This window comes from Methanospirillum sp., assembly GCF_035406105.1.
Lineage (GTDB): Archaea > Halobacteriota > Methanomicrobia > Methanomicrobiales > Methanospirillaceae > Methanospirillum.
This window is the reverse complement of record NZ_DAONKG010000005.1, coordinates 1-26,653: the sequence shown is the minus strand read 5'-3', so window position 1 is coordinate 26,653 and position 26,653 is coordinate 1. Positions and strand designations below refer to the sequence as shown.

Here is a 26,653-nt window from a genome sequence, read left to right as displayed (position 1 = left end):
TGGGTGACGGTACTGAGGTACGCGAGTCCTCGGGAAATCATCCTCGCTGCTATTGCTTAGAATCTGTTCTCCTTACAACTGGTTTCCCTGATTATCTTCAGTTTCTTTGATTTACATTTGTTTGGATTATATAGCCTTGTTTTATTTTATTTTTTAGACTGGAAAACCTCATATGGTTGCCTGATCCTCAGGTTATTGAAAGTCGTATGATGAAATGGTCTGGAATTTTTCGATTATGTCATTTGATATTCATCATTGGAATGTTATGTATCTGTTCCACGAATGCAGCAACTACCAGTGCTGAAACTGATACTGCATCTATTGATTTAACCACATCGAAAAGTGTCGTTGAAGTCGGTGACACTATAGGTGTTGAAGGTTATATCGTTCCGTCACTCCTGTCTCGTCCGGGAGATAGGATTCTTCTGCAGGTAACATCACCCAAAGAGAGCAGGGCTGATACCTATTATCAAATAAAAACCAATAAAGATGGTCTTTTCAATCTTGAATTGCCTGCTGATGCTATTGGTGACTGGAGTTTTATTGGAAGGTATAATGAATTTGTAAGTCCTGTTGTTTTGGTAAAAGTAACCCCACGGGCAAAAGTAAAAGAGACTGAGCTTACTATTTCAGGACCGTTCAATCGTGTATTCAGGGGAGAATCGGCCCGGATGAGTGGCTGGCTTAGGGACAATGAAGGGAATGGAATTCCATACCGCCAGATCTGGTATTCATTTGGTCTTCCATCATACAGTTGTGCTCTGTGCGAGGATGATGCCCGAAGAATCTGGCAGACTCTTGGACCGGTCACCACTGATGAGATTGGTTATTTTGAATTTACGTTTCCTGCCAATGATAACGGTAGATATGCAATAAAAGCATCATTCCCCGGTGACGAAGTCTATGGAAAGACGGAATCAGAAACGGTTTATCCTGAAATCCTTTAAAAAAAGGGAGATCCAACTCATCCAGGAATCGCATATTTTTTCTCAAGTGCATTTGCTCCGAATGTGGTAATGGTAACAAGCGCCAGGTATACCAGTGCAACTGCGAAAAATGTTTCGTTGTATGCAAAATATTTTGTTGCAATCAGTTTACTGGCTCCGGTCAGTTCGATGACAGTAATCATGTATGCCAGTGATGAATATTTTATGAGATAGATAAATTCATTTGAAATCCCTGGAATTGAACGGCGTAATGCCTGAGGTAAAACAATATTTACAATAGCCTGGTTTTTTGTCATGCCCAGTGCTTTTGCAGCAATAAGCTGCCCTTCTTTTACCGAAAGAATTGCCCCCCTGACGTATTCGGAGTTATATGCACTATTACAGAAGATAAAACCAAGAACTGAGGCAACAAAAGGAGGAAGAACGATACCGATTGAGGGAAGACCAAAATATAAAATGAAAAGAAGAAGTAATAATGGGCATCCCCGAAAAAATGTGGTATAGAGATGCATCAGCGATGAAAGTCCTTTTCCGCCATATACCCGTCCACATGCAATGCCAATTCCAAGGAGAATGCCTATTGGTGCTGTAACAGCGATGAGTGCCAGAGTAATGAGGAGGCCATTGTAAAAGGCCGGGAGCATGATAGTGGTGATAAAGGTAATCTGATCCATAATTCTGGTTTACTGACTGTACTCCCTGAATTCTCCGATAAATGCCTTACATCGCTCAAACTCAGGATTATTCAGAAGTTCTGCAGGAGTGCCCTGTTCCTTTATGTGTCCATGTTCCATGAAACAGATTGTATTTGCAACAGAACATGCAAAGCCCATTTCATGAGTGACAACCAGCATTGTCATCCCTTCCATTGCCAGTTTTTTCATAACTTCAAGAACTTCCCTGGTCAGTTCTGGATCAAGGGCACTGGTCGGTTCATCAAAGAGCATGATTTCAGGATCCATTGCAAGAGCCCTGGCAATAGAGACTCGTTGAGCCTGCCCTCCTGACAGTTCAGCAGGATAATGATCTGCCCAGTCTGCCATCCCGACCTGTTTTAATTCATACATTGCCTTCTCCCGTGCCTCTTTGGGGTTCATCTTTTTTACTTTGAGAAGGGCTATTTCCACATTTCTGACTGCGGTGAGGTGGTCGAAGAGGAAAAAATTTTGGAAAACCATCCCTATTTTTTGTCTGAAATAGTTTATCCGTGGTCCTGCATGGGTCACTTCCTCATCATTGAGGAATATTTTTCCACTATCTGGAATAGTCAGCTGATTGATACAGCGAAGAAGAGTACTCTTTCCTGTCCCGGACGGACCGATAAAACAAATCGTCTCGCCCTTTCTGACATTTATTGATACACCCTTTAAAACTTCATTCGTTCCAAAGGATTTTTTAATATTTTCAACTCGTAGAATATATTTTTCGTCAGTCATATGATTATGCCCCTCCTGGACCAAATCCGGGTATAGCAATTCTTTTCTCGATGTAATGAATGCCTGCTGTGCCTGCATAACTTAAAAATATAAATATGACTGCACAGGCAAGGTATATCGGCATGGTGACATAGGTTTGCGAAACAATCTGTGATGACCGGGTGAGTAATTCAGCAACTCCAATTGCATAACAGACTGATGATTCGGTTAAGACTTCCGGGTATTGGTTGGACCATCCGGGAAGTGCAATCCGCATGGCCTGGGGGAGTATTATTGTTCGTATCGCCTGAAATTTTGACATACCAAGAGAACGTGCAGCGATCATCTGCCCTTCCGATATGGACTGAATCGCTCCCCTGAATACCTGTGATTGGTATGCAGCACCCCATAACCCAAGTACGACGGCACCAACATAAAATGCCGGAAGGTCAAGTCCCATTGCAGGAAATATGCCAAAATAGAATAAAAATAGGAGTACGAGAACTGGAAGCCCTCTAAAAAACCAGACGAACGTTGCGATTGCTGTACGAACAAAGAGTGATCCATACACTTGACCCAGGGCTAGAGGCAATCCGATTCCCACTCCGATAACCAGGGCTGATGCCACAAGACCTAGTGTCAATACAATTCCACTAAAAAGATAGGGAAACCAGTCGATTAGAATGGATAATGCCATAGTTTGGTTAACTCCGCCCCTGACATCATGGATTCCAGGAATGATCCGTATCCCGGAGGCATAATGTATGGCGTGGGTATTTGTAATCAGTAATGGGTGTTAAGAAAAGATGAATTGATTTATTCCATCTCATACTTCTGCTTAAGTTCAGCCCATTTTGGAGATGCCATCAGACGGACAAGTCCTTCATTCATGGTCTGCAAAAGTTCAGTATCAGATTTTCTGATTGCAATACCATACTCTTCTCCGGTATCAATTTCACCGATAATGTGAAGCGGTTTTCCGGCTATTGCATCAAGCATTGGTGGCCGGTCATATATTGCAAAATCAATACGCTTATTCTGAAGATCTGTTGCAACCAGAGGGAAGTTATCATAGGTCACCAGCATATCAGGAGACAAGATACTCTTATTTACAAGGTTTTCTTCAACCCAGAATGCGCCAGTGGTTCCGCGCTGTGCACCTACTTTCCCTGCACCAGCCTTAAAGTCCTCCATGGTCAGGTTCGAGTCATCATGAACGGCAACAGACTGGTTGACCTTCCAGTACGGAATGCTGAAATTAACAACTTCCTTGCGTTCGTCGGTGATGGTCATCCCTGAGTAGACCATGTCAATCTTACCTGCCTGCAGAGCTGGAATAATACCATCCCATGCCATGGGCTGAATCTTTACCTGGAATCCCATCTCATCAGCAATCCACCTGACCGATTCCACATCAAACCCTTGTGGTTCACCATTTTTGTCAATGAAACTGTACGGCGGGTATTCACCGTCTATCCCGACAATATATGTCGGTCTGTCAGAAGAAACAGGCTCTGATGTATTTGTTTCACTGCTTATTGCAGGTGTTTCCCCGGTTGGTTTTTCTGTGCATCCACACAGACATACACCGATGAGAACAAAGAATGCAAGAACTACCGATACAACCTTTTTGTCCATCATCACAATTTTTTATTACTATTCATTTATCCGTTTTCATTTGTATTTCAACAGGTAACAGGCGTCAATCAATAGTAAAAAACAACCCTTTTTACATTTGAATCAATTCCGAATACATATTAATGTGGTAAACAAACCCATCATTGATGAAAAGAAAAGGTTTGGTACTGGTTTCTCTTATCGGACTGGTCCTGTTGGTAGTATTTAGTGGATGTGCGACAATCCAGCAGCCTCCTGCGACGTCTGAAACAGGAGAAAAACCGACCAGTTCTTCTATTGAACCTCAGGCGACTCACGGGGTTTTACGTGTCGGGATAGATGCGGCCTATCAGCCTTTTTCCATGGTCGGTCCTGACGGAAAGGCAACCGGATTTGATGTGGACTCCATGAAATGGATCGCAAAAGATCAGGGTTTTGAGGTAGAGTTTATCCCGATTGCATGGGATGGTATTATTCCTGCCCTACAGGCCGGGAAGATCGATCTTGTGTATGCAGGAATGACCATTACTGACGAACGGAAGGAAAAAGTTGCGTTTTCAAAACCATACTGGACGGTGAACCAGATGGTTGTGGTAAAAGAAGGTTCTCCAATAACCCTTGATCAGGTAAAGAACGGATCAGTTACCATCGGGACCCAGCGGGGATGCACTGCAGCGATATGGATTGATGAAAATCTGGTGAATAAGAGTCTCATGCCTGCAGACAATCTGAAATTATATGATAATACCCCATTGGCTGTTGATGATCTGATCTCTGGCAGGATTGATGCGGTCATGTATGACAGTACGGTAATGAATGATATCATCGCCGGAAAACCGGTACAAAAGATTGGCATGGTCGAGACCAATGAAGAATTTGGTATTGCAGTGAGAAAGGATGACACTGAGCTTCTGGAAAAACTCAACGCAGGTCTTGACAAATTAATGGCGTCACCGGACTGGGAAGCATTAAAACAGAAGTACAAAATGGAATAATCCATCCTTTTTTTCGAATAGCATAAACCTGATCATGATGAACCTGTCAGGAATATCCTGACCTGGGATAGTCCTCATCATGAATACGCATCGTCACGAATACGTACCACTCTTATACGCAACGTTATCATCAGTGTTTTTTGGGAGTTGTGCTCCGGTAACAAAATATTTTGTGACAGATACCGGTCCACTCATGTTGGCAGCCCTTTTTTACCTGGGAAGCGGGTTTGGTATGTGGTGTATGATCGTGAGCCAAAAGATCATCCGGAGAGGAAGACCCTCATTAGAATCCCCGGTATCCAGGTATGATCTTCCCTATCTTGCTGGGATGTCGTTTTTCGGAGGGGTACTAGCCCCTGTAACGCTCATGTATTCAATGGCAATTACTCCTGCAGCGATCGGTTCCCTTTTATTAAATTTTGAATCGGTTGCAACCGGTCTTGTAGCAGCGTTCATATTCAGGGAAGCGGTAGGGAGACGAATCTGGGTCGCAATGGCATGTATTACACTTTCATGTCTTATTTTGTCATATGATCCAAGGGGTATGTTCGGGCTGTCTGTCGGGGCCGTCGGTGTTTTACTTGCGTGTTTATTCTGGGCATTTGACAATAATATCAGCAGAAGTGTATCAGGAAAGGATCCGTTCATGTGCATCATGATCAAGGGACTCTCGGCAGGCATATGTACCGGTGGTATTGCCATTCTTGCTGGTGAGACGATTCCTTCACTTGTTGCGATCCCTGTATATTTATTGATTGGATTTTTGAGTTTCGGGGGTCTTGCAAGTGTTTTCTTCCTGATGGCACTTCGCTCTCTCGGAACTACACGCACCGGTTTGTTCCTTGCTCTTTCGCCCTTTTTTGGAGTTTTCTTCTCAGTTGTACTCTTTCAGGAGTCATTTCATCAGGCGTTTCCGGTTGCATTGTGCATAATGGTTATTGGCGTATACCTTCTGGTAAGTGAGCAACACGCTCATCCGCATTACCATCCCCCCCTTGTTCATAATCATCGGCATACCCATCAGGATCTACATCATGATCATCACCATGATGCCAATGCTCCGCCGGTTTTACCCTCCGGATATCATTGTCATCTCCATGCTCATGTTGCCGTTATGCATGATCATCCTCATACACCCGATCTTCATCACCAGCATGAACACAAATGAGAGAAGGCATCAGGTCTTTTCTCATAGAAGCAACTCATATATTGGGAAAACGAATGTGCACAACCGGACTCATTCAATTATCTGTAAGTCCTGATAAAAATCATAATATTTCACGAGCGACTGAAAAAATCAGAGAGGCAGCACATAACGGCGCACAGATTATCTGTCTTCCTGAATTATTTTCTACGAGGTATTTCCCGCAGTATATCGGACTTGATAGTTCACTCGTTGCTGAAACCTGTGATGGCCTCCTGATTCGGCAGATGAAGGATCTGGCATCAGCGCTTGGATGCGTTTTGATTGTTCCGTTTTGTGAACGGGGAAGTGACAATCACATATACAATAGTGCTGCGGTAATTGATGCAGACGGATCGTTATTTGACCCTTATCGGAAGGTACATATCCCCCAGGATCCTTTTTTCTATGAAAAAGGGTATTTTTATCCTGGCAATGCATATCGTGTTTTTCATACCAGATTTGCAACGATTGCTGTCCTTATCTGTTTTGACCAGTGGTTTCCTGAAGCAGCACGGTCAGTCGCACTTGAGGGGGCTGATATTATCTTTTATCCGACTGCAATCGGACATATCCGGAACGAAACTCCTGCTGAAGGTGACTGGCAGGAAGCATGGCAGGTCATACAGCGATCCCATGCTATTGCAAACAGCATCCCGATCGCAGCAGTAAACCGGTGTGGATGGGAGGATGAACTCTTCTTCTTTGGTGGGTCGTTTATCTGCGATGCATTTGGAAAGGTTATGGTGCAGGCAAAGGCAGATGAAGAGATAATTATTGCAGAAGTTGATCTCCTCCTTGGGTCTTCGATCAGAAATGCCTGGGGGTTTTTTAGAAACAGACGGCCGGACACCTATACCTCACTCATTCAGTCCAGACAAACCGGGGAGATGTCCGATTCTCGTACCCCGGCAAACCAGGGATATCATATGCCTGCCGAATGGGAACCTCATGATGCGGTATGGCTTTCGTGGCCCCATAATGATTTGACATTTCCCCATTTGGAAGCAGTTGAGGAGACATATCTTTCTATCCTTTCTGCACTCCGGGATGAGCGGGTCGAACTTCTTATTCCGGATCCCTCATATAAGGAAAAAATTTTGCATCTCCTCTCTTTTCGTGATATAAAGAACATTCACATCAATTTTCATCATCGATCATACTCTGATGTCTGGATACGGGATTATGGTCCGACCTTTGTCGTTAATCGTGCACTTCATGAGGTATCGGCAGTATTCTGGGAGTTTAATGCATGGGGAAATAAGTATGATGAACTGCTTGCTGATGGAGTAAAAACAAGGGAGTTATTCCAGGATCTTGGATTTCAGATCTTCCGGCCAGGTATTGTACTTGAAGGAGGCTCAATTGACAGCAATGGAAGAGGCTGCCTATTAACAACAAAGCAGTGCCTTTTACATCCAAATAGAAATCCCCACCTAAATCAGTATGAGATTGAGGAATGCCTAATGAACAGTCTTTTAGTCAGGAAAATTATCTGGTTACATGAGGGCATAGCAGGTGATGATACTGATGGTCATGTCGATGATGTGGCCCGGTTTGTAAATCCGACGACAGTTGTCTGTGCTCTGGAGGAAGATCCGGAGGATGAGAATTATCAGCCATTGCAGGATAATTACCGGATCCTTTTACATGCCAGGGATCAGGATAACAATCCACTTACGGTAATCCCACTTCCAATGCCTCATCCGGTTCAGGATGATAGGTTCCGATATCCGGCGAGTTATATGAATTTTTATATTGGCAATACGGTAGTTCTGGTACCGGTCTTTGATGATAAACATGATGAGAAGGCACTTAAGATACTTCAAAATCTCTTCCCCGGCCGGCAGGTAATTGGTATCCCTGCACGGGCAATGGTAGAGGGTTTTGGAACGATTCATTGTGCAACGCAGCAACAACCCTCTGCCTGACTGTCTGAAACAGGGAAAGATTCTTCGTGTATACCAGTGGATGTATCTTTGATCCATATGTCTTTGCTTTCTGAATTTCTTGAATTTTTAAAAGAGTACAAGGTGGTTGCCCTTGCAGTTGCATTTATCATGGGTGTAGCTGCAACAGCTCTCGTAAAATCATTTGTTGATAACCTGATTATGCCATTTATTGGCGTTCTTACTCCATCTGGTGACTGGAAGGAGGCTGTGCTGGCTCTCGGCCCTGTACAGCTTGGTATCGGTCCTTTTGCCGCGGAGTGTATCAATTTTATAATTGTCGCTCTGGTGGTCTTTCTCATCGCCAAATATGTAATGAAAGAAGAAAAGGTAGAAAAAAAGTAGATGTCTGTACCTGATTTCGTTCCGGATGTCTGGTATATGATAGCAGGGAGGATTGCTCCTCCTTTCTGCTGTACTCATCCATCCCCTGTCCATGAGATCTTTCGCAAAGCTCTTTATGAGGTTTCAAGACAGGACGGGGATATTGATGAGGCAGTCAGGCTCCTTCAGGAAATTGTGATACATGCCCCAACCGAATGGATGGTTTTTGATCAGGCCGGCCAACTTCTGAATGTTATTGGATGGCGGATCAGGTATCACAGGAATTGGTTTGGTTCTGACAGAAAGGTGCGTTCATTGAAACCTGGCAAATGCGGACCTTATATTGCTCATGCATATGCTCTTATGCAGGCTGCAGCAGATGCGGAGGCACTTGCATTAGTCAGCAGGATTATTGCAGAGGGTGAAGAAGGATCAGATGATATTGTCATGGCACACCTGATTCGGGCCTCCATTTATATCTGCCAGGGCCGAATAGATGAGGGTGAGGAGGAACTTCAATCATTGGCTTTTTCAATATCCTGATTTCACAATCATTTTTACCATGCTCTGCAATCTCATTACATGACATCCAATTCATCAAGAGTCTCTTTTCAGTCGCGGGATGAGATATTAGGCCTCCTTACAGGTCTTGCACCACCGGAACTGGCAGAACCATTTGATGCCGGAAGAATCGGTCTGATTATAGAAGGAAAAGAACATATCACGAAAATCTGCACCTGTCTGGATGTTACCCCGTATGTTGTACAAAAAGCGATTGAAAAAAGAACAGATCTTCTTATTGCCCATCATACGCCCATATGGACTCCCCTCACATCAATCAGCGGTGATGATGCCAGATTATTCTCTATGATTCTTCGCGCTGAAATGAATGTGTATGTCATGCATACCAACTGGGATCACGTTTCTGGAGGTGTGAATGATATTCTGGCCGATCTGTTGGGTCTGAAAGAGAGAGAGCCCATGACACTCGGTCTTGTCGGCTCATGTTCTGGTACTTTGGAAGATATCTCACGGATTCTCAGGGCACCTTTGCGTATCTGGGGAGAGGTTTCAGATATTCACAGACTTGCAATTGTTGCCGGTTCCGGCTTTGACAGCGCCCTTATCAGGGAAGCTCACTCCTGTGGGGCGGACGCGTTTCTTTCGGCAGAGCTTCGGCATTCGGTGTATCGTTCATCTCCGATTCCCCTTCTTGAGTCTACCCATTATGCCCTGGAATCTCCTGCAATGCGCGTTCTGGCTGAACATAATGGTTGGGAGTATATTGAAGACATGCCGGTGCTGCACTCCCTCTCATGACAAGTCCGATCGATGTTTTGTATGAGACAAATGTTCTTGATGAGCGGATGCGAAGGAGAATATCAGCATATTATCGTCATCGCGGTGAGAAAGCCCTTGAGATTGTAGATGATGACCGGGTCAAGCGGTATCGTGATTTCTTCGTTGTAGTCGGTGAGACCGGGGAGTATGTTGTTGAGGGTAACTACTGTTCCTGTGACGATTTTCTTCATCGGGCAAAAATATGTGCACATATTCTGGCTGTGTGTATTGCACGGGCGATTGGCAGGTATGAACTCATCGATCTCTGGTATTATCAGGATCTGAAAGAACAGGGAATTATCCCATATAGGATACAAACGGATATCTAAGGCATCGTAGGCAACCCTCATGATGGAAGATGAATATCAACTCGAATATTTTAAGTCCGAAGGTCTGACGCGTAACATTTGTACCTCGTGTGGAAAAGCATTCTGGACACGGGATCCAGATAGAACGGTATGTGGGGATGCTCCCTGTGAACCGTATCAGTTTATCGGCAATCCAATCTTCAGACCACACAGTGTGGATGAGATGCGGGAGGCTTATCTCTCATTTTTTGAAAAACAAGGCCATACCCGGATAGACCGGTACCCGGTAGCAGCACGGTGGCGTGATGATATCTATCTGACCATAGCATCCATTGCAGATTTTCAGCCATTTGTCACCAGTGGTGTAGTCCCACCCCCGGCAAATCCGCTCACCATTTCACAGCCCTGTATCCGGTTAAACGATCTTGATTCGGTCGGGAGGTCAGGTCGTCATCTGACTTGTTTTGAGATGATGGCTCATCATGCCTTTAACTCGGATGATAAGGAGATCTACTGGAAGGATAGGACCGTTGAACTGTGTGATCAGCTCCTGACATCGCTTGGGGCCAACAAGGAGAAGGTAACATATAAAGAGCATCCATGGATCGGGGGCGGGAATGCAGGTCCCAGTGTTGAGGTTCTGATTGGTGGCCTTGAGGTTGCAACTCTGGTGTTCATGAGTCTTGGAAAGCAGAAGACCGATAAACCCCCGATTGAACTGGAAGGAACTCCTTATTACCCGATGACGCTCCGGATTGTGGATACCGGCTATGGTCTTGAACGGTTTGTATGGGCATCACAGGGATCTCCGACTATCTATGATGCGGTATTTCCCGAGATGGTCAGTCATGTGATGCAGGAGGCAGGATTTGGTCACCGGCTACATGATCCTGATTTCATACGTATTCTTGGAGAAAATGCAAAATTTGCCGGTCTTATGGATATATCCGGGCAACGGATATTTGAACTTCGCCAGAAAGTTGCTGATAAAATCGGTATTCCGACCGACAAGCTGGAAAAGATGATCGCCCCGGTTGAGAGCGTCTATGCAATTGTGGATCACACCCGCTGTCTCTCGTACATGCTTGGAGACTGTATTGTTCCCTCCAATGCAAAGGACGGGTACCTTGCAAGACTGGTACTTCGCCGGACCCTGCGGATGATGCGGGAATTGAATCTTCCTGATGACAAACTTGGGGATCTGATCGAGCGTCAGATGAAGATTATCGGTCTTTCAAAGTTCGAGCAGGATCCTGATGTGGTGATGGAGATTGTTGACCGGGAGGTAGAAAAGTACCGAACGACCATGGAGCGGGGTGCAAGAACTGTTGAACGACTGGCACAGACGTATAAGAAGAAGTGTGAAAAGATACCGCTCGAAGAGATCGTCACGCTTTATGACTCGCATGGTATTCCCCCTGACATGGTTAAGGATCTTGCTACAGCTCAGGGAGCGGTTGTGGATCTTCCTGATGATTTCTACTCACGTATCGCAAATATGCACTCAGAGTCAGAAGAGGTTCAGGAGAAAAATCCACTCTTTGATTATCTTGATCGGCTGGCTCATCTTCCGGAGACGAGAAAGCTCTATTATGAACGTCCGGGTTCGATGGAGTTTGAGGCCCGTGCCCTTGAGATATTTGACGGTCAGTATGTGGTTCTTGATCAGACGCTCTTTTATCCTGAAGGAGGAGGACAGCCCGGGGATACTGGTCTTTTCCTGACACCTGACGGGCTGACGGTCCGGGTGTCTGATACCATCAAACTTGGAGAGTCCATTCTTCATCGGATTGACGGTGGTATTGTCCGAAAAGGTGATATGATTCGTGGTATTCTGGATGAAGACCGCAGATTATCCCTGATGAGGCATCATACGGCAACTCATATTCTCCTGCATGCAGCAAAGGAAGTTCTTGGTGCCCACATCCATCAGGCTGGTGCCCAAAAGGGTGAATACAGCTCACGAATCGATATCCGCCATTACAAACATATTACTCCTGAAGAACTGAGAAAGATCGAGGTGGTTGCAAACCGGCTTGTTATGGCAAACAGTGCTACTTCAATCGCCTGGGAAGACCGGACCGATGCGGAGCAGAAGTACGGGTTCTGTCTGTACCAGGGTGGTGTACCACCAGGTTCACGGATTCGTGTTGTAAAAGTTGCAGGTGATATTGAGGCCTGTGCCGGAACACATTGTGCTCATACAGGAGATGTCGGGATGATATCTATCATACGGGTAGAGCATGTACAGGATGGTGTTGAGCGGCTTGAGTTTGCCGCTGGAATCGCTGCTATACAACACAAACATCACCAGGAAGATCTTCTGAACCGATCAGCAGAAGCATTTTCTGTTCAGGTTGAGGCCCTTCCTGCAACTGCCAAACGGTTTTTTGAAGAATGGAAGGAGCAGAGAAAGGAGATAGAACGCCTTTCAGCTAGAATCAGTGAGATGGAACTGAAAAACCTCAAACCTGCTGATTATAACGGGGTATCAGTCCTTCTCAAACGACTGGATCTCCCAAATCCGGAACTTGTGAAGCTGGCAACAGGAATATCGGATACAGGAGGCATTGCCGTTCTCATTGCCAGGGGAGAGTCTGCCCGGGTGGTGGTTTCATCAGGTCAGAAGGATGTCCGTGCAGGTGATCTTATTGCAGCTGTCTGCTCGGTTCTTGGGGGGAAGGGTGGAGGAAAACCGTCACTTGCACAGGGAGGCGGACCGGATGTATCCAAAATTGATGATGCTCTCTCTGCCGGAGAGGAGTTCATAAAGAAAACCCTTCATGTCTGATAAAAAAGCCTCTAATTTTTCAGATCAAAAAAAAATTCTGTTGCTCTCTCCTGATGATGAACAGGCCCGGCTCATCGGGAAGGCAATCGCGAGTGAGACTGCTGGAAAGATCCTATCTTGTATGACCGGGAGGGAAGTGACTGCCATGATGCTCTCTGAAGAGCTGCAGACTCCTGTCTCAACCATCATGTATCATCTGGAAAATCTTGTATCTGCCGGCCTTATTGAGGTGAGCAGAACCAAATACAGTGTGAAGGGCCGTGAGATGAAGGTATACCGGCTTATTGATCAGGTCCTCATCGTCTCTCCAAAACCATTTGACATACAAGAAGTCCTCACGAAATGTGCAGCCCTTTTTTCTCTTCCTCTTGCTCTGGCTGCTCTTATGATATACGGGTTCATCCAAAAACCCTCTCAGGTTAAACTTTATGAGATGGATATGTATCCGGGTGGGGTGCTGAAAATGGAAGCAAATGTCACGTCATATGCAATGGAGCGTACGGCGGACTTTGCTCCGGCACCTATGGCAGCAATGTCACCATATACCGATGCAGCATCTTCAGTCTCACCAGTTCTTACAGATATGGCTGCAGGCATTCTGATCGTGGCAGCTGTGGTGATTCTTGTCGGCCTTCTTCTGGATTATTTTCATCGGAAATAAAAAATTTCCACGATGTATGTTCTGATACGAAACGTGTATATTGTACACATTCATTACTATCTGTCATGCAAGTCCACCGAATGGTCCTCGAGGTGATAGTATGTATCGCTCTGATGACCGGGATTATTATTGCCGATTCATCATGGAGTATCACGCTCACGGGTCCGGATGGAGAAATAACAGTCTCTCCTGCTGATCTTCAGAGTATTATTGAGAAGAAAGGAGTTGCCACTCAGATAAACGGACAGTCTTCTCTGGGTGCACCCCTTTGGAGAGTTACTGCTCTTGCCGATAAAGGGAAAACACTTGGTCCTGGAGATATTGTTCACATAACCGGAGAGACAAACCTGGACATTCCCTATCCCGAAATTGCAAAAAACGACAAATATCTGATAATTGATGAAAAGTCTGGTCCTGATCTTGTAATTAGGTCTGATCTTTCTGGAGAAGGTGTCAAAAAGATTACATCAATCGGGATTTCAACAACCGATGAATGGATCTTACATGTACGATCAGACGGAGTCGATATAGAGATTCCAAAAGAGAAATGGAAAGAACTGATCTTACACCATTCAACCGAGAAGGTCACAAATGCCGGAACATTTCGGGGTATTACTCTACCTGATCTCTTTGCATCACAAAATATTGTACCTGTCATAGATACAACAGTAAAGATTACCGGGCAGGACGGATATTCTACAGAAATTCCCTGGGAAACAATTGCAGGAACCAAGGATTACCTGATTGCAGATCAGCTGGATGGATCAGATCTGCCCAAGTATATTGTCGGCCTGTTTGCCCCTGACCTGCCGACGCCTGCATGGCCACTTATGCATATTAGTCCAGACTTTCCTGGAAATGATAGTGTTGGAAATATTAACGCTATCGATATCCTTTCATAATCATTTTTTCTTACCGAAAATGAGGATTGAGCAGGCTATACCAATCATCCCCGCCAGAAGTCCGAAGGGAGTCTGGGTTTTTGTCGGCGATGGAAGTACTGGAGTTTCAGGTATTGTTTGTGGTGGAGTATCTGGTTTGACTGGTATTTCCGTTGTTGGGAGTGTGGTGATACCTGTCTCCTCTTCACGGATTTCCTTTGTGACAGTAAACGGGTATTCACCAATATAGCCGTTTTTGTCAGACATGCTTACCTGATATTCACCTGGTGAAGAAACAGGAACTGTCGTTGAGAATTCTCCTGAGATATCTGCAAATGCTTTTTTTGTGATAATCTGCAGAGGTCCGTAGGTGAAATCATCAGGTCCGAAGACCCGCATGGTGAGTACTCCGTCACCAATCCCTCTCATCCGTCCGGATACTGTGAGTGCCTGGGAAAGAGGCTGTGATTTTGGGGAGGTAATGGTAATCTCATCAGATCGATCGGTGATCTGTACAATTCTTCTGATAACAGATGATGAACCCAGCTGGCGCTCAACAAACAATTCATTATCTGATACGATGGTATGGACCTCAACCTTATACTGTCCCCGCTCCAGGTGCCTGGTATCAAAATCAACCCTGAATGCCTGTGTCCGGTCAACGATAACCCTGGTTCTGGCAACTTCACCAGCAGTGTATTTTGAATAAAAAAGAACCAGGTCGAAATAGGAGTCCTCCGGAAATGATGTGGTGCCGGTCACCACAAGGGGATTTCCTTTCACTACGGTTTTTGGTGCATCTATGGTGATAATGTACCCCTGGACAAGACCGGTTGCACAGATAAAGAGCAGGGTAAGACCTATGAAAAGAAACCGGTAGAGCTGCATGTATAGAGTTCTGACGATCTTCTATATTGCGATAGTGCATAACGCTATTCACAACTCATCGCGTAAAAACTCCCTAAATGTCGGGCAATATCTTCCCCCAGTGTTTCAGAAACCCTGCTCTCAAGTATTGCATAATATTCAGGCGGGATGCAATGCAGACTCTCTTCCCCGCTCATGATAAGATCAACGAGATATCTGAGATCAGTGATCGGTAATCTCTCAATCCGTGCCTTGAAATCCTCATTACTTGTGGCATAATGGTTTGCAACCGGAGGCAGCAGGGATCGATATGGCATCCCTGAACCACTACATTGCTCCCCGGAGAATTCAGGAGCCATAATTTTCAGCAGCTCAATATCGCGAAAAGATAATTCACGGGGCATATGTACACATCAGTGCCCGAACCTATTAGTCCTGAAGGTAGTAATGCAATCAGAAGAAATCAGATATGTATGGTATCCATACCTTGGCAGGCCCGGCTTGGTATTCTATTGATTTGTTGTTCTATCCTGGTGTATATTACCAAACTGACGGTTATTGATAATCTCTCCGGAACGGTTGAGTATATCTTCAACTCGTTTGGATTTCTGTTTATCAATGTCCTCCTCGTCACTTTGGTGATCAATGAGCTTCTCTCACGACGCGCAAGAAATACCCGTCTTGAAAAACTGAATATGGTTATCGGGATTTTTTTTACCGAAGTTGGGAATGATCTTCTGAAACGAATGATTCATGCCGATCCTGATTGTCACTCGTTTGGTTCTTCATTTATCATGCAGGGCACGGATTGTCCAAATGAAACTGCAATGAAAAAAGCGGCATCCGTACACCGTTTTCAGGTTGATCATAACCGAATCAATTTTGTGGAAATTCAGGACTTTTTACAGGAAAAACGTAATTTCCTATTACGACTGATCGAAAATCCGGTCATGCTTGAGCACCAGAGTTTTACAGCACTTCTTCAGGCTGTGTTTCATCTCGCTGCTGAGTTAGGCCATCGCAAGGATCCGTCCTGCCTTCCACAATCCGATCAGATTCATCTTGCCGGGGACATCAGCAGGGTCTATCGTGCACTCACCTCTGAATGGATTTTCTATATGGGGTATCTGTACCGAAATTATCCGTATCTGTTCTCTCTTGCGGTTAGAACAAACCCCTTTGATCCATCCGCACAGATCGAGGTTGTCTGACCTTTCCGTACCAAAAATTGGGTGTGTTATGAGGATGATGATGGAGCCGGCGGTGTGTAGGTTCTGGTTCCAAGCTCCTTATCAAGCATATAGAGAAGACCCACTCCCTTTTCCTGGGTAATCATCTTCAGCTGGTCCAGGATTGTTCGTGCATTCTCCTCCTCCTCGACCTGTTCATTAACAAACCATTGTAAAAAGTTCACCGTTGCATGATCTTTTTCAGCAAATGACAGGGTTACCAGATCGTTGATAAGACCTGTCACCTTCAGTTCATGCGCCATCTGGGTTTCAAAGGCATCCTTTGCATCTTTCCATGTTGTAGGCGGTGCATCGATCTGACGCATGACTGCACGGCCGCCACGGGTTAGAACATAGTCAAATATCTTTAATGCATGATCCCGCTCTTCCATGGCCTGTACCCGTTCCCATGTTGCAAATCCCCGCAGACCGACTGAGTCAAACCAGGAAGACATGGAGAGATACAGATATGCGGAGTAGAGTTCCGCATTGATCTGGTCATTGAGCGCTTTTTCAACCTTTGGATTCATGCTGCCTGCAGATGCTGCAGGAGCTTTTATTTTCGGTGGCATGAGAGGTGATTATACCTGTTTATATTTTAAGGTGCAGGTATTCGGCCATTTGTGTGATAATCTACTTCCTTCTTACGTTTTACTTAAATACTTTCCAAATATCTTTTAAGAGTGACGGAAGGAAAGAGATTATACGGTTCACAAAGAAAGATAATTTGTTCGGATATTACCGGACCATCTCATCCGGTACAGATATATTCTGTGCACAGGGAGAAGTTACCATGAATCTTAAACGTCCTAATTCCAATGAGGCAGTCGGGACTGTAAATCGCTCACGTGATGTTGTTCCGATGTCTGGTATGTGTTCCCGTTGTGTGGACGGGTGTAAAGGAGCCTGTGATGTATGGCTTGCATCATTTCGGGGAAGAGAAGTTCTGTATCCCGGGCCTTTTGGTGAGGTCACTGCAGGGGCAGACAAGAACTACCCGATCGATTACTCTCACCTGAATATTCAGGGATATGCACAGGGAGCAAATGGTCTTCCTGAAGGCGTTGCAGCAAATCCTGATACGGCAGTTTTTGATGATGTCAATACAGAAACCGATTACGGCTGGGACATCAAGGTAAAGATGCGCGTTCCAATCTTCACCGGTGCACTGGGCTCTACTGATATTGCACGAATCAACTGGGAGCACTTCGCCGTTGGAGCAGCAATTTCTGGGATCACGCTTGTCTGTGGTGAGAATGTCTGTGGTGTTGATCCTGAACTGAAACTTGGTTCTGACGGAAAGGTTGTCTCCTCACCGGAAATGGATCGCAGAATCAACACGTACAAAAAATTCCATGAGGGATATGGAGAACTTCTCGTTCAGATGAACGTGGAGGATACCCGTCTTGGGACTGCAGAGTACGTTGCATCCAAGCACAACCTTGAGACCATTGAGCTGAAATGGGGGCAGGGTGCCAAGTGTATTGGTGGAGAGATCAAAGTAAGAAACCTTGAAAGAGCCCAGGAGCTGAAAAAACGCGGCTATATTGTTCTTCCAGACCCAACCAAATCAGACAATATTGCTGCATTCAAGGACGGCGCTATCAAGGAGTTTGAACGCCACTCACGACTTGGTTTTGTCTCAAAAGAAGGATTCCTTGAAGAGGTTGACCGTCTGAGGGGGATCGGCTTTAAACGTGTCACTCTGAAAACCGGTGCATACTCCATGAAGGAGCTTGCAATGGCTATCCGCTGGTCATCTGAAGCAAAGATAGATCTTCTGACCATCGACGGAGCACCAGGTGGAACCGGTATGAGCCCCTGGCCAATGATGAATGAGTGGGGTATCCCGACATTCTATATTCAGTCCCTTGCATACCAGATGGCTGAGGCATTAAAGAAGAAGGGAATGCGTGTCCCTGACCTTGCAATCGCCGGTGGATTTGCAGATGAGGCAAATGCATTCAAGGCACTTGCAATGGGTGCTCCCTACTTTAAGGCCGTCTGTATGGGCCGTGCCCTCATGATTCCGGGAATGGTAGGAAAGAATATTGAGAAATGGATCAAGGAGGGAGATCTTCCAAAGACCGTCTCGAAGTACGGATCCACCATCCCCGAGCTCTTTGTTACCTACGAGACCCTGAAAGAGAAGTATGGATCCCGGATGAGTGAAATTCCGGTTGGTGCAATCGGTATATACACCTATGCACAGAAATTCAGAACCGGAATGCAGCAGATTATGGCAGGAAGCAGGAACTTCTCCCTGAAGTCTGTAAGCAGAAATGATCTGATGGCTCTCACTCCTGAAGCAGCAGAAGTTTCAGGTATCCCCTATGTCATGGAAGCATACCGCGACCAGGCATGGGATATCCTCCTTGAATAAGCAATCAGATTTGGTCTAATCCACCATATATTCTTTTTATTCCAGTGGTCTCATAATTCATAGATGAGAGATCGTACAATACTCCCCGTCTTAGTCATCATTAAAATTTGATAGTAACTTATTTTCATCAATTCTAAGCATTTCAGAGGGAGAATATATGAGTACAGATAAGACTTCATTTATTAAGGTTCTGGTTTTCCATTGAGATGAAAAACGCAATCACCAGAAAACATCCGGCAACTAATATCTTTTTTTGATTTTGTTGCCAGAAGAGAAGAATCAGCATCTTCAGATTATTACTATTTTGGTGGATATGGATAAAGGCAGGTCTTTTTGATCTGGTTTCTATAATCTGTGAGAAGATTTGCTCGGAAGAACGGTTGATATCTCTACAAAACTTTTCATGCATCGATATCATAGGGTTGATCGAAATCTCGTTTGGCACGCGGTTATGGGAGACATTCCATATTAACAAATAAATGACCGAAATTACGCCTCAATTTTCATGATCAATAGCGATTTTTCGATTTTTTTAGGATCCTGGCGGCTGTCTGACCGGTGCTGAAAAACAGTACTGCGATAACGCATCGATGAGTTTTATAGCAACCTGATATCCGAGTTCAGGCTCCAATGACTCCAGCCAGATATAAAACCCGACCTTTGGGGGAGTCTTTCGTTCATACTTAAAGGTCCCCTGACCATCATAGACCATTTTGTAATACTCTTTCTTCTGGCGCGGCTTGAGGTAGATAAGGGGACTATAGTCCGGAATATCGGCGGCAAGAATGATCTTTGAAAACTGGGATTGCAGTTCTTCTCCATTGTACTCCTTATCCCGGTACACAAACCTGTACCGTTCACACAGGCGTCTGGCTGTTGAAGGAAAGAGCCTTCCAAACAGGATCTTCTTTACCAAAGTATGAGTCCGGTAGGGTGAGGGAAGATCTATGATTCCTTCTCCGCCCAGATGAGTGAAAACCCATTCCCGCTCCATGTCATGAAACTGTTTATACGGAAACGGTGCAGCGGTGATGAGATCAGTGGATAAGCAGGTCTTTCCTACAGGAAGAAATGGTTTCAGTGACTGCTTGTTCCATGTTCCTGCGATATGTTTCCTGAAATTATCGCACGAGCGGGTACAAAGAGAGATATGTTCTTCAGATCCTAAGACCTTTCGTCCGCCTTTGTAGTTGGTAAGGGGAAATGATGTCACCAGAATAAAAGTAACTGCCTTCTGGTTGAACAGATACCTGATGACCTGTTTTTTATAGTAGATCTCCTGAAGAAAATCCTTAAGATCAGAAGGGGATGTAACGACCTCAACAAATATTATTGACCCATCCGGTTTTGTCATGAGGAGATCAAACTCTGCAAGATCCTGTCCGTTCCCCCTGAGGGTGATGTCTCCGTTTCGTGAATAAAAAAAACCATTCTGACCGAGGGCAGGGAAAGGTTTTTTTCCTTTTACATCCCCCCCTTTGAGGACGACCGTCTTGATAGCATCAGTCTTGTCTGCGATATCAAGAAAGAGCTCATAGGTGATCATCTCAAACCAGCGCCCTTCTGCTGATCGCATGTAGGATATCTCGTCTGAAAAGAGATTTTTCTTCTCAAGCCGTGAAAGATGGCGTAATGCCCGTAGTGCATGCTCTCTTCGCGGCTGACACAGTTTATGATGTGACTCTATCCATTGTGCGAGATCATCCATTATTTTCTGACACTATCCTCCATATTCCGCTGGGTATGGTATTGTAAAAAATCATCCAGAGTATTTTTCCCTCTCCGGGGAGATGGACAATTCCTGTAAAACTACACCATGAAGACAGATATAAGTTATTCCCGCGCAGCACCTGATTTTTAATATGCGGAGTCATGAGACAAGATCTCAGTGGAACATCGGAATTTTCCTTGAGGTCATGGGAATTGACTGGGCAATATTTATATGTTAAAACATCATTCTAATACTGCTACAGATCAGTGACTAACGGGGTTCGTAGCTCAGTTAGGCAGAGCGCCTGGCTTTTAACCAGGTGGTCGGGGGTTCAAATCCCCTCGAGCCCGCTCCACGACAGTTGTGGTCTTTTGTGCAGACTTTTTACCGAGAAGCGTTTCCAGGGGGTATGGCGTGACCGCCGAGCTGAACGTACTGAAACATGAGATGGTACCAGAACACAGTATCATGAGCGAAGAAGACGTAAAAAACCTTTATGCTCGATACCAGATTGGACCCGAACAATTGCCGAAGATTTATCATGACGATCCGGCAGTATTGTCAATAGGGGCCAGAATTGGCGACGTAATTAAAATCGTCAGAAAAAGTATGACTGCCGGCCGTGCAGAATCCTACCGTCTGGTAGTAAGACGACCCAAAAAATAACCTTCCGGGGCTGATCTGTTGATAGATTTACGTATACTTTCTCAGGCTTACTTTTCCCGTGAACACGTTGCCCGTCACCAGCTTGACTCATATAATCATTTTCTTCTCAACAATCTCCAGAAGGTCGTTGATGAGCAGCGGGTCATTGAGACGGATATTGAGTCACGGGGGAAAGGGAATGAACCGGTCTCTGTAGAACTTGGAGACCTGAAAATTTTAAAACCGCTGGTTCGTGAAGCGGATGGGTCTCAATCGGAGCTTTATCCGGGGGAGGCACGGCTGCGGAACATCACGTATGCAGCACCGATTCAGCTTGATCTGACTCTTGTTCAGGGTGGAGTCAGACATGAACCGGTGACTGCGACGATTGGGCAGCTTCCGATCATGGTAGGGTCTGTTGCCTGCAACCTCTATGGCATGACCGATGAGGAGCGGATTGCCCATGGAGAGGACCCGCTCGATCCGGGTGGCTATTTTATTGTGAACGGAACTGAGCGTGTGCTCATGACGCTTGAAGATCTTGCCTCAAACAAGATCATGACCGAATATACCGAGCGATATAATGAGCGTATCTATGTTGCAAAGGTATTCTCCCAGTTCCGTGGATATCGTGCTCTGGTCGTCGTTGAGCGGAACCGGAAGAACCTGCTTGAAGTAACATTTCCCTCCGTTGCCGGTCATCTCCGGTTTGTCGATATGATGCGGGCTCTTGGAATGACCAGTGATGCCGATATTGTCCGTGCAGTCTCAACCGATGAAGAGATCCTCACCTTCATGATGCAGAACCTGGAGGAGAGCGAGTGTGAGACGGTGGAATGCGGGGTTATGTATGTCGGTAAGAAACTGGCACCCAACCAGACCCGTGATTATCAGCGCAAACGAGCTGAGTTTGTCCTTGATAATTATCTCCTTCCCCACTTAAACTACCTGATGCCCCGGACCGTGAACGAAGAGGATGAGGAGTGCATGAAGATTGTGCATTCTGTCCGGCTTGCAAAGGCTCACTTCCTTGGTCGTATGGCAGAAGCCTGTTTTGATCTGGTTCTTGACCGTCGTCGTATCGATGACAAGGATCACTATGCAAACAAGCGGCTGAAACTTGCCGGTGACTTAATGGAAGACCTCTTCCGTATTTCCCTGAACCGGCTGACCCGTGATGTCAAGTATCAACTGGAACGTGCAAGTATGAGGCATCGTGATCTCTCCATTGCAACGGCAGTCCGCGCTGATGTGCTGACCGAACGTCTTCTTCACCCGCTTGCAACCGGGAACTGGGTTGGAGGACGGACCGGTGTGTCCCAGTTGCTTGATCGTGTTGATCACATGAGTGTGTTATCACACTTACGAAGAGTAATATCCCCATTATCACGGTCCCAGCCGCACTTTGAGGCCCGTGATCTCCACCCGACCCAGTGGGGTCGTATCTGTCCAAGTGAGACCCCGGAAGGACCAAATTGTGGTCTGGTGAAAAACTTCGCCCAGATGGTGGAGATTAGTAAAGGTGTCCAGTCGGATGAGGAGATCATCCGGATGCTCTATGGCATGGGAGTTGAGAGAATAGGAGTTGAGGTCTGATGATCACCACAAAATCACGGGTTTTCGTCGACGGAGCACTTATCGGGCTGGTAGATGATCCAAAGGCCCTGGTAACCCAGATTCGTTCTTTGAGACGACAGGGTGTCATCTCGACTGAAGTAAACTGCTCGTATAAGGAATTTAACGGGGATATTATCATTCACACTGATCGAGGCCGGGCACGAAGGCCTCTCATTGTTCTTGAAAACGGCGCTCCGATCATTCCTGAGGAAGAAGTTCAGAAGCTGAAGAACAAAGAGATCGAGTTTTCTGATCTTATCAAAAAGGGATATATCGAGCTGATTGATGCGGAAGAAGAGGAAGATCTCAACATCGCCATCAAGCCGGAAGACATTACTCCCGAACATACGCATCTTGAGGTTGATCCTTCGCTCATTCTGGGAATAGGAGCAGCACATGTTCCTTTCCCTGAACACAATGCATCTCCCCGTGTCACCATGGGAGCAGGAATGGTCAAGCAGGCACTTGGATTTGGCTGTGCAAATATGAAGCTCCGGCTGGATACCCGTGCACACCTGCTCCATTATGTGCAAAAACCTCTTGTATACACTCAGACCTCTGATGTTATCGGATCTGATGACCGGGCGGCAGGTCAGAACTTCGTCGTTGCTATCCTCTCGTATGAAGGATATAACATTGAAGATGCTCTTATTTTTAATAAGGCATCCATCGACCGCGGTGTCGGGCGTTCACATTTTTTCAGGACTTATGAAGGAGAAGAACGCCGGTATCCGGGAGGGCAGATAGACCGCATTGAAGTTCCGGATGAGGATGTAACCGGGGCACATGGCGCTGATTATTATGCAAATCTTGACGAGGACGGGATCATTAATCCGGAGACCATTGTCAGGGAGAAGGATGTCATCATCGGAAAGACCTCCCCGCCCCGGTTCCTGGAAGAACCAACCTCTGAGCTGATCACCGTAGAAAAACGCCGGGATACCTCAGTGACCATGCGTTCAAACGAACATGGTATCGTTGATACGGTTATTCTGACCGAAGGAGAGAATAACTCCAAACTTGTCAAAGTCAGAACCCGTGATCTCCGTATCCCGGAAGTTGGTGACAAATTTGCATCCCGTCACGGACAGAAAGGAGTTGTCGGCCTTATTGCACCGAGTGTGGATATGCCATTTACCGCCGGCGGACTGACTCCTGATCTGGTCATCAATCCGCATGCCATCCCGTCACGTATGACGATAGGGCATATGCTTGAGATGCTTGGTGGAAAAGTCGGCTCCCTTGAGGGACGGCGGATTGCGAGTACAGCATTCTCCGGGGAACGTGAAGAGGATCTTCGTGCATCTTTGAAAAAGTTTGGATTTTCACACACCGGTCGTGAGGCTATGTGGGACGGGATCACCGGCAGACGGTTTTATGCAGACATCTATATCGGAGTTATCTACTATCAGAAGCTCTACCACATGGTGTCATCCAAGATGCATGCCCGTTCCAGAGGTCCGGTGCAGGTTCTTACCCGCCAGCCGACAGAAGGTCGTGCCCGTGAAGGAGGTCTTCGTTTCGGAGAGATGGAGCGTGATGTCATGATCGGTCATGGTGCAGCCATGGCTCTGAAGGAACGTCTCCTTGAAGAGTCCGACAAGGTCACTGAGTATGTATGTGCCAGGTGTGGTATGGTTGCCATGCTGGATCGCAAACAGAATATTACCCGATGTCTCAATTGTGGCAGTGAGACCGATATCTACCCGGTCGAGATGTCGTATGCATTCAAATTACTCCTTGATGAGATGAAGAGCATGACCATAGCTCCCCGTCTCATTCTTGAGGACGTTGTATAAGGAGGAGAGAAGCAATGCCAAGTCCTAAACGGATCGGGAAGATCGAGTTTGGTCTCCTCTCCCCGAAAGAGATCCGACAGATGAGTGTCCGAAAGATCATCTGGGCGGATACCTATGATGATGACGGGTTTCCGTATCCCCAGGGTCTGATGGATCTGCATCTTGGGGTGATTGACCCTGGTCTCCGGTGCAAGACCTGTAGTCAGAAAGCAGGTGAATGCCCCGGACACTTTGGTCATATCGAACTTGCAAAACCAGTCATCCATGTCGGATACACACGGCTTATCAGAAAGCTGCTCCGTGTCACCTGCAGAGAGTGTGGTCGTCTGCTTCTGTCTGATGAAGAGATTGAGAAGATCATCGGACCGGAAGAGGAGATGGGAAGTGACTCGGTTAGTGAGAAGGATGTCAAAAAGGAGTGTATCTGTCCGCACTGTGGTGAGCAGCAGCTCAAGATCAACTTTGAAAAACCGACCACGTTCGCTGAGATTACAACTGATGAACGGGGGAAGAAGGTCGAGAACAAACTTACCCCGGCAGATATCCGTGCCCGGCTTGAAAAGATCCCTGATGATGATCTGGAGAAGCTTGGGATCATTGGAAGTGTGGCACGTCCTGAATGGACTATTATGACCGTCCTTCCGGTCCCGCCGGTCACCATGCGTCCATCCATCATCCTGGAGAACGGTCAGCGTTCTGAAGACGATCTGACTCACAAACTGGTTGATATCATCAGGATTAACCAGCGGTTCAAGGAGAATCAGGATGCCGGAGCACCACAATTAATCATTGAGGATCTCTGGGAACTGCTCCAGTACCACGTAACTACCTATATTGACAACGAAGTTGCCGGGTGCCCTCCTGCACGGCATCGGTCCGGCCGACCGCTCAAGACTCTCTCTCAGCGTCTGAAAGGAAAAGATGGGCGTTTCAGAGGAAGTTTATCCGGCAAGCGTGTGAACTTCTCGTCACGTACTGTCATCTCTCCTGATCCTAACCTGTCAGTGAATGAGGTTGGTATTCCCCAGAAGATCGCGAACGAAATGACGATACCGGTTCAGGTTACCGCCTTTAATATTGATGAACTCCGCCGGATTGTCAGGGTCGGTCCTGAGCGGCCAACGCTCCGTTCACCCTGTGGTGCAAATTATGTCATACGACCTGATAAGCGCCGCATCCGTTTGGTAAAAGGGACCGGCAACGATGACGGGAATCTTGACTTTGTTGCTGATCAGCTTGATGTCGGGTGGATAGTTGAGCGTCATCTTCGTGATGGCGACATTGTGCTCTTTAACCGGCAGCCCTCTCTTCACCGGATGTCAATCATGGCACATTGGGTCAGGCTCATGGATGGAAAAACATTCCGTCTGAATCCGGCTGTATGTCCTCCATATAACGCAGATTTTGATGGTGATGAGATGAACCTGCACATTCCTCAGACCGAAGAGGCCAGGGTGGAAGCAGCGATGCTCGCAGCGGTGCAGGAGAATATTCTCTCTCCACGGTTTGGCGGGCCGATCATCGGTGGTATCCATGATCATATATCCGGGATATTCCTTCTGACGCACACCCTCCGGTGGTTTACCAAGGAAGAGACCATTGATCTCCTCAAGAATAACCGGATAGAACGTCTGGGAGAACCAGGGAAGGTTGAAAACGGCATAAAATACTGGTCCAACAAACAGATCTTCTCCAAGATCCTCCCTGATGATCTGAACATGGTCTTCCGTGCATCATCCTGTAAGGGCTGTGAAGAATGTCAGCGGGTTAATTGTGAACGTGATGCCTATGTGCAGATCATTGATGGGGAATTAAAGTCAGGTGTTATCGATAAAAAAGCGGTCGGTGCGTTTGACGGTGCAATTCTCCATCGTATTATCAGACAGTACGGCTATGAGCGTGCGGCCCGGTTCATTGATGATATGACCCGCCTCTCGATTCGTGCAATCATGCATGACGGGTTTACCTTTGCGATCGACGATGAAGATCT

General features: G+C 46.2%; 25 protein-coding genes and 1 tRNA gene. 18 read left to right on the top strand and 8 right to left on the bottom strand.

The features are described 5' to 3' along the window. Positions 1 to 260 precede the first annotated feature (260 nt). Positions 261 to 947, top strand: a complete 687-nt coding sequence (locus PLA23_RS00580; RefSeq protein ID WP_324473568.1) for a hypothetical protein — start codon at positions 261 to 263, stop codon at positions 945 to 947. A 17-nt stretch (positions 948 to 964) separates the two neighbouring features. Here PLA23_RS00580 and PLA23_RS00575 read toward each other — a convergent pair whose 3' ends face one another. The 4 genes from PLA23_RS00575 to PLA23_RS00560 form a co-directional block, all read right to left on the bottom strand. After that, on the bottom strand, positions 965 to 1,621 hold the full coding sequence (locus tag PLA23_RS00575; RefSeq protein ID WP_324329600.1) for an amino acid ABC transporter permease: 657 nt from the start codon (positions 1,619 to 1,621) through the stop codon (positions 965 to 967). 9 nt (positions 1,622 to 1,630) lie between these two features. Then, positions 1,631 to 2,383: an amino acid ABC transporter ATP-binding protein gene (locus PLA23_RS00570; RefSeq protein ID WP_324473567.1), complete on the bottom strand. Its 753-nt coding sequence runs from the start codon at positions 2,381 to 2,383 to the stop codon at positions 1,631 to 1,633. A 4-nt stretch (positions 2,384 to 2,387) separates the two neighbouring features. Continuing rightward, positions 2,388 to 3,059 (bottom strand): amino acid ABC transporter permease, encoded by a 672-nt coding sequence (locus tag PLA23_RS00565; RefSeq protein ID WP_324329597.1) that lies wholly within the window; start codon positions 3,057 to 3,059, stop codon positions 2,388 to 2,390. Between the two features lie 119 nt (positions 3,060 to 3,178). Further along, positions 3,179 to 4,003 carry a basic amino acid ABC transporter substrate-binding protein gene (locus PLA23_RS00560; protein ID WP_324329595.1) on the bottom strand — a complete coding sequence of 275 codons (825 nt, stop codon included), beginning with the start codon at positions 4,001 to 4,003 and terminating at the stop codon, positions 3,179 to 3,181. Positions 4,004 to 4,146: 143 nt separating this feature from the next. On the opposite strand from PLA23_RS00560, the gene PLA23_RS00555 reads away from it, so the two are divergent. The 10 genes from PLA23_RS00555 (at position 4,147) to PLA23_RS00510 (ending at position 14,433) form a co-directional block, all read left to right on the top strand. Continuing rightward, positions 4,147 to 4,974, top strand: a complete 828-nt coding sequence (locus tag PLA23_RS00555; RefSeq protein ID WP_502883584.1) for an ABC transporter substrate-binding protein — start codon at positions 4,147 to 4,149, stop codon at positions 4,972 to 4,974. Between the two features lie 79 nt (positions 4,975 to 5,053). After that, on the top strand, positions 5,054 to 6,142 hold the full coding sequence (locus PLA23_RS00550) for a DMT family transporter (protein ID WP_324329591.1): 1,089 nt from the start codon (positions 5,054 to 5,056) through the stop codon (positions 6,140 to 6,142). Further along, positions 6,139 to 8,088, top strand: a complete 1,950-nt coding sequence (locus PLA23_RS00545; RefSeq protein ID WP_324329589.1) for an agmatine deiminase family protein — start codon at positions 6,139 to 6,141, stop codon at positions 8,086 to 8,088. The genes PLA23_RS00550 and PLA23_RS00545 overlap by 4 nt, the downstream gene beginning before the upstream one ends. A 57-nt stretch (positions 8,089 to 8,145) precedes the next feature. Further along, the gene (locus PLA23_RS00540) at positions 8,146 to 8,451 is read left to right on the top strand and encodes an MscL family protein (RefSeq protein ID WP_324329587.1); all 306 of its coding nucleotides are present in this window, start codon (positions 8,146 to 8,148) and stop codon (positions 8,449 to 8,451) included. Then, positions 8,452 to 8,973, top strand: a complete 522-nt coding sequence (locus PLA23_RS00535) for a hypothetical protein (protein WP_324329585.1) — start codon at positions 8,452 to 8,454, stop codon at positions 8,971 to 8,973. Between the two features lie 39 nt (positions 8,974 to 9,012). Further along, a complete protein-coding gene (locus tag PLA23_RS00530; protein ID WP_324329584.1) occupies positions 9,013 to 9,750 on the top strand; it encodes a Nif3-like dinuclear metal center hexameric protein in 738 nt (245 codons plus the stop codon). Then, positions 9,747 to 10,100, top strand: a complete 354-nt coding sequence (locus PLA23_RS00525; RefSeq protein WP_324329582.1) for an SWIM zinc finger family protein — start codon at positions 9,747 to 9,749, stop codon at positions 10,098 to 10,100. The genes PLA23_RS00530 and PLA23_RS00525 overlap by 4 nt, the downstream gene beginning before the upstream one ends. 19 nt (positions 10,101 to 10,119) lie before the next feature. Continuing rightward, the gene (alaS, locus tag PLA23_RS00520; RefSeq protein ID WP_324473563.1) at positions 10,120 to 12,870 is read left to right on the top strand and encodes an alanine--tRNA ligase; all 2,751 of its coding nucleotides are present in this window, start codon (positions 10,120 to 10,122) and stop codon (positions 12,868 to 12,870) included. Beyond that, the gene (locus PLA23_RS00515) at positions 12,863 to 13,531 is read left to right on the top strand and encodes an ArsR/SmtB family transcription factor (RefSeq protein WP_324329896.1); all 669 of its coding nucleotides are present in this window, start codon (positions 12,863 to 12,865) and stop codon (positions 13,529 to 13,531) included. Before alaS ends, PLA23_RS00515 begins: the two co-directional genes overlap by 8 nt. Before the next feature lie 80 nt (positions 13,532 to 13,611). Beyond that, entirely contained in the window at positions 13,612 to 14,433 is an 822-nt protein-coding gene (locus tag PLA23_RS00510) for a hypothetical protein (RefSeq protein WP_324473561.1), read from the top strand. Here the strand turns inward: PLA23_RS00510 and PLA23_RS00505 are convergent, their stop codons facing one another. Both PLA23_RS00505 and PLA23_RS00500 read right to left on the bottom strand, forming a co-directional pair. Further along, positions 14,434 to 15,300, bottom strand: coding sequence for a hypothetical protein (locus PLA23_RS00505; protein ID WP_324329900.1), 867 nt, complete (start codon positions 15,298 to 15,300; stop codon positions 14,434 to 14,436). A gap of 44 nt (positions 15,301 to 15,344) precedes the next feature. Beyond that, positions 15,345 to 15,683 (bottom strand): hypothetical protein, encoded by a 339-nt coding sequence (locus PLA23_RS00500; protein WP_324329902.1) that lies wholly within the window; start codon positions 15,681 to 15,683, stop codon positions 15,345 to 15,347. Between the two features lie 69 nt (positions 15,684 to 15,752). Here PLA23_RS00500 and PLA23_RS00495 point away from each other — a divergent pair, with 69 nt between their 5' ends. Continuing rightward, positions 15,753 to 16,490 (top strand): MJ1433 family protein, encoded by a 738-nt coding sequence (locus PLA23_RS00495; protein ID WP_324329904.1) that lies wholly within the window; start codon positions 15,753 to 15,755, stop codon positions 16,488 to 16,490. A 26-nt stretch (positions 16,491 to 16,516) separates the two neighbouring features. Here the strand turns inward: PLA23_RS00495 and PLA23_RS00490 are convergent, their stop codons facing one another. Then, positions 16,517 to 17,080, bottom strand: coding sequence for a ferritin (locus PLA23_RS00490; RefSeq protein ID WP_324329906.1), 564 nt, complete (start codon positions 17,078 to 17,080; stop codon positions 16,517 to 16,519). A gap of 221 nt (positions 17,081 to 17,301) precedes the next feature. Between PLA23_RS00490 and PLA23_RS00485 the strand changes: the two genes are divergently transcribed. After that, positions 17,302 to 18,891 carry an FMN-binding glutamate synthase family protein gene (locus PLA23_RS00485; protein WP_324329908.1) on the top strand — a complete coding sequence of 530 codons (1,590 nt, stop codon included), beginning with the start codon at positions 17,302 to 17,304 and terminating at the stop codon, positions 18,889 to 18,891. Positions 18,892 to 19,423: 532 nt separating this feature from the next. Here PLA23_RS00485 and PLA23_RS00480 read toward each other — a convergent pair. Further along, positions 19,424 to 20,599 (bottom strand): hypothetical protein, encoded by a 1,176-nt coding sequence (locus tag PLA23_RS00480; protein ID WP_324329909.1) that lies wholly within the window; start codon positions 20,597 to 20,599, stop codon positions 19,424 to 19,426. Positions 20,600 to 20,878: 279 nt separating this feature from the next. Here PLA23_RS00480 and PLA23_RS00475 point away from each other — a divergent pair. The 5 genes from PLA23_RS00475 to PLA23_RS00455 all read left to right on the top strand — a co-directional run. Continuing rightward, a tRNA-Lys gene (locus PLA23_RS00475) sits at positions 20,879 to 20,952 on the top strand. Positions 20,953 to 21,016: 64 nt separating this feature from the next. Beyond that, a complete protein-coding gene (locus PLA23_RS00470) occupies positions 21,017 to 21,268 on the top strand; it encodes a DNA-directed RNA polymerase subunit H (protein ID WP_324329911.1) in 252 nt (83 codons plus the stop codon). An 18-nt stretch (positions 21,269 to 21,286) separates the two neighbouring features. Next, positions 21,287 to 22,843, top strand: coding sequence for a DNA-directed RNA polymerase subunit B'' (locus tag PLA23_RS00465; protein WP_324473559.1), 1,557 nt, complete (start codon positions 21,287 to 21,289; stop codon positions 22,841 to 22,843). Next, positions 22,843 to 24,663 carry a DNA-directed RNA polymerase subunit B gene (gene rpoB / locus PLA23_RS00460; RefSeq protein WP_324473557.1) on the top strand — a complete coding sequence of 607 codons (1,821 nt, stop codon included), beginning with the start codon at positions 22,843 to 22,845 and terminating at the stop codon, positions 24,661 to 24,663. The genes PLA23_RS00465 and rpoB overlap by 1 nt, the downstream gene beginning before the upstream one ends. 14 nt (positions 24,664 to 24,677) lie before the next feature. Then, a partial coding sequence (locus tag PLA23_RS00455; protein WP_324473555.1) for a DNA-directed RNA polymerase subunit A' occupies positions 24,678 to 26,653 on the top strand: 1,976 nt, incomplete at its 3' end.

Excerpts from the sequence above, each read along its gene's own strand:
- PLA23_RS00560 (WP_324329595.1), bottom strand. The coding sequence starts at position 4,003 with ATGATGGACAAAAAGGTTGTATCGGTAGTTCTTGCATTCTTTGTTCTC.
- PLA23_RS00480 (WP_324329909.1), bottom strand. The coding sequence starts at position 20,599 with ATGGATGATCTCGCACAATGGATAGAGTCACATCATAAACTGTGTCAG.
- PLA23_RS00500 (WP_324329902.1), bottom strand. The coding sequence starts at position 15,683 with ATGCCCCGTGAATTATCTTTTCGCGATATTGAGCTGCTGAAAATTATG.
- PLA23_RS00495 (WP_324329904.1), top strand. The coding sequence starts at position 15,753 with ATGGTATCCATACCTTGGCAGGCCCGGCTTGGTATTCTATTGATTTGT.
- PLA23_RS00505 (WP_324329900.1), bottom strand. The coding sequence starts at position 15,300 with ATGCAGCTCTACCGGTTTCTTTTCATAGGTCTTACCCTGCTCTTTATC.
- PLA23_RS00580 (WP_324473568.1), top strand. The coding sequence starts at position 261 with ATGTTATGTATCTGTTCCACGAATGCAGCAACTACCAGTGCTGAAACT.
- PLA23_RS00530 (WP_324329584.1), top strand. The coding sequence starts at position 9,013 with ATGACATCCAATTCATCAAGAGTCTCTTTTCAGTCGCGGGATGAGATA.
- PLA23_RS00545 (WP_324329589.1), top strand. The coding sequence starts at position 6,139 with ATGAGAGAAGGCATCAGGTCTTTTCTCATAGAAGCAACTCATATATTG.
- alaS (WP_324473563.1), top strand. The coding sequence starts at position 10,120 with ATGATGGAAGATGAATATCAACTCGAATATTTTAAGTCCGAAGGTCTG.
- PLA23_RS00570 (WP_324473567.1), bottom strand. The coding sequence starts at position 2,383 with ATGACTGACGAAAAATATATTCTACGAGTTGAAAATATTAAAAAATCC.
- PLA23_RS00565 (WP_324329597.1), bottom strand. The coding sequence starts at position 3,059 with ATGGCATTATCCATTCTAATCGACTGGTTTCCCTATCTTTTTAGTGGA.
- rpoB (WP_324473557.1), top strand. The coding sequence starts at position 22,843 with ATGATCACCACAAAATCACGGGTTTTCGTCGACGGAGCACTTATCGGG.
- PLA23_RS00575 (WP_324329600.1), bottom strand. The coding sequence starts at position 1,621 with ATGGATCAGATTACCTTTATCACCACTATCATGCTCCCGGCCTTTTAC.
- PLA23_RS00485 (WP_324329908.1), top strand. The coding sequence starts at position 17,302 with ATGAATCTTAAACGTCCTAATTCCAATGAGGCAGTCGGGACTGTAAAT.
- PLA23_RS00555 (WP_502883584.1), top strand. The coding sequence starts at position 4,147 with ATGAAAAGAAAAGGTTTGGTACTGGTTTCTCTTATCGGACTGGTCCTG.
- PLA23_RS00535 (WP_324329585.1), top strand. The coding sequence starts at position 8,452 with ATGTCTGTACCTGATTTCGTTCCGGATGTCTGGTATATGATAGCAGGG.
- PLA23_RS00510 (WP_324473561.1), top strand. The coding sequence starts at position 13,612 with ATGGTCCTCGAGGTGATAGTATGTATCGCTCTGATGACCGGGATTATT.
- PLA23_RS00490 (WP_324329906.1), bottom strand. The coding sequence starts at position 17,080 with ATGCCACCGAAAATAAAAGCTCCTGCAGCATCTGCAGGCAGCATGAAT.
- PLA23_RS00515 (WP_324329896.1), top strand. The coding sequence starts at position 12,863 with ATGTCTGATAAAAAAGCCTCTAATTTTTCAGATCAAAAAAAAATTCTG.
- PLA23_RS00550 (WP_324329591.1), top strand. The coding sequence starts at position 5,054 with ATGAATACGCATCGTCACGAATACGTACCACTCTTATACGCAACGTTA.
- PLA23_RS00540 (WP_324329587.1), top strand. The coding sequence starts at position 8,146 with ATGTCTTTGCTTTCTGAATTTCTTGAATTTTTAAAAGAGTACAAGGTG.
- PLA23_RS00525 (WP_324329582.1), top strand. The coding sequence starts at position 9,747 with ATGACAAGTCCGATCGATGTTTTGTATGAGACAAATGTTCTTGATGAG.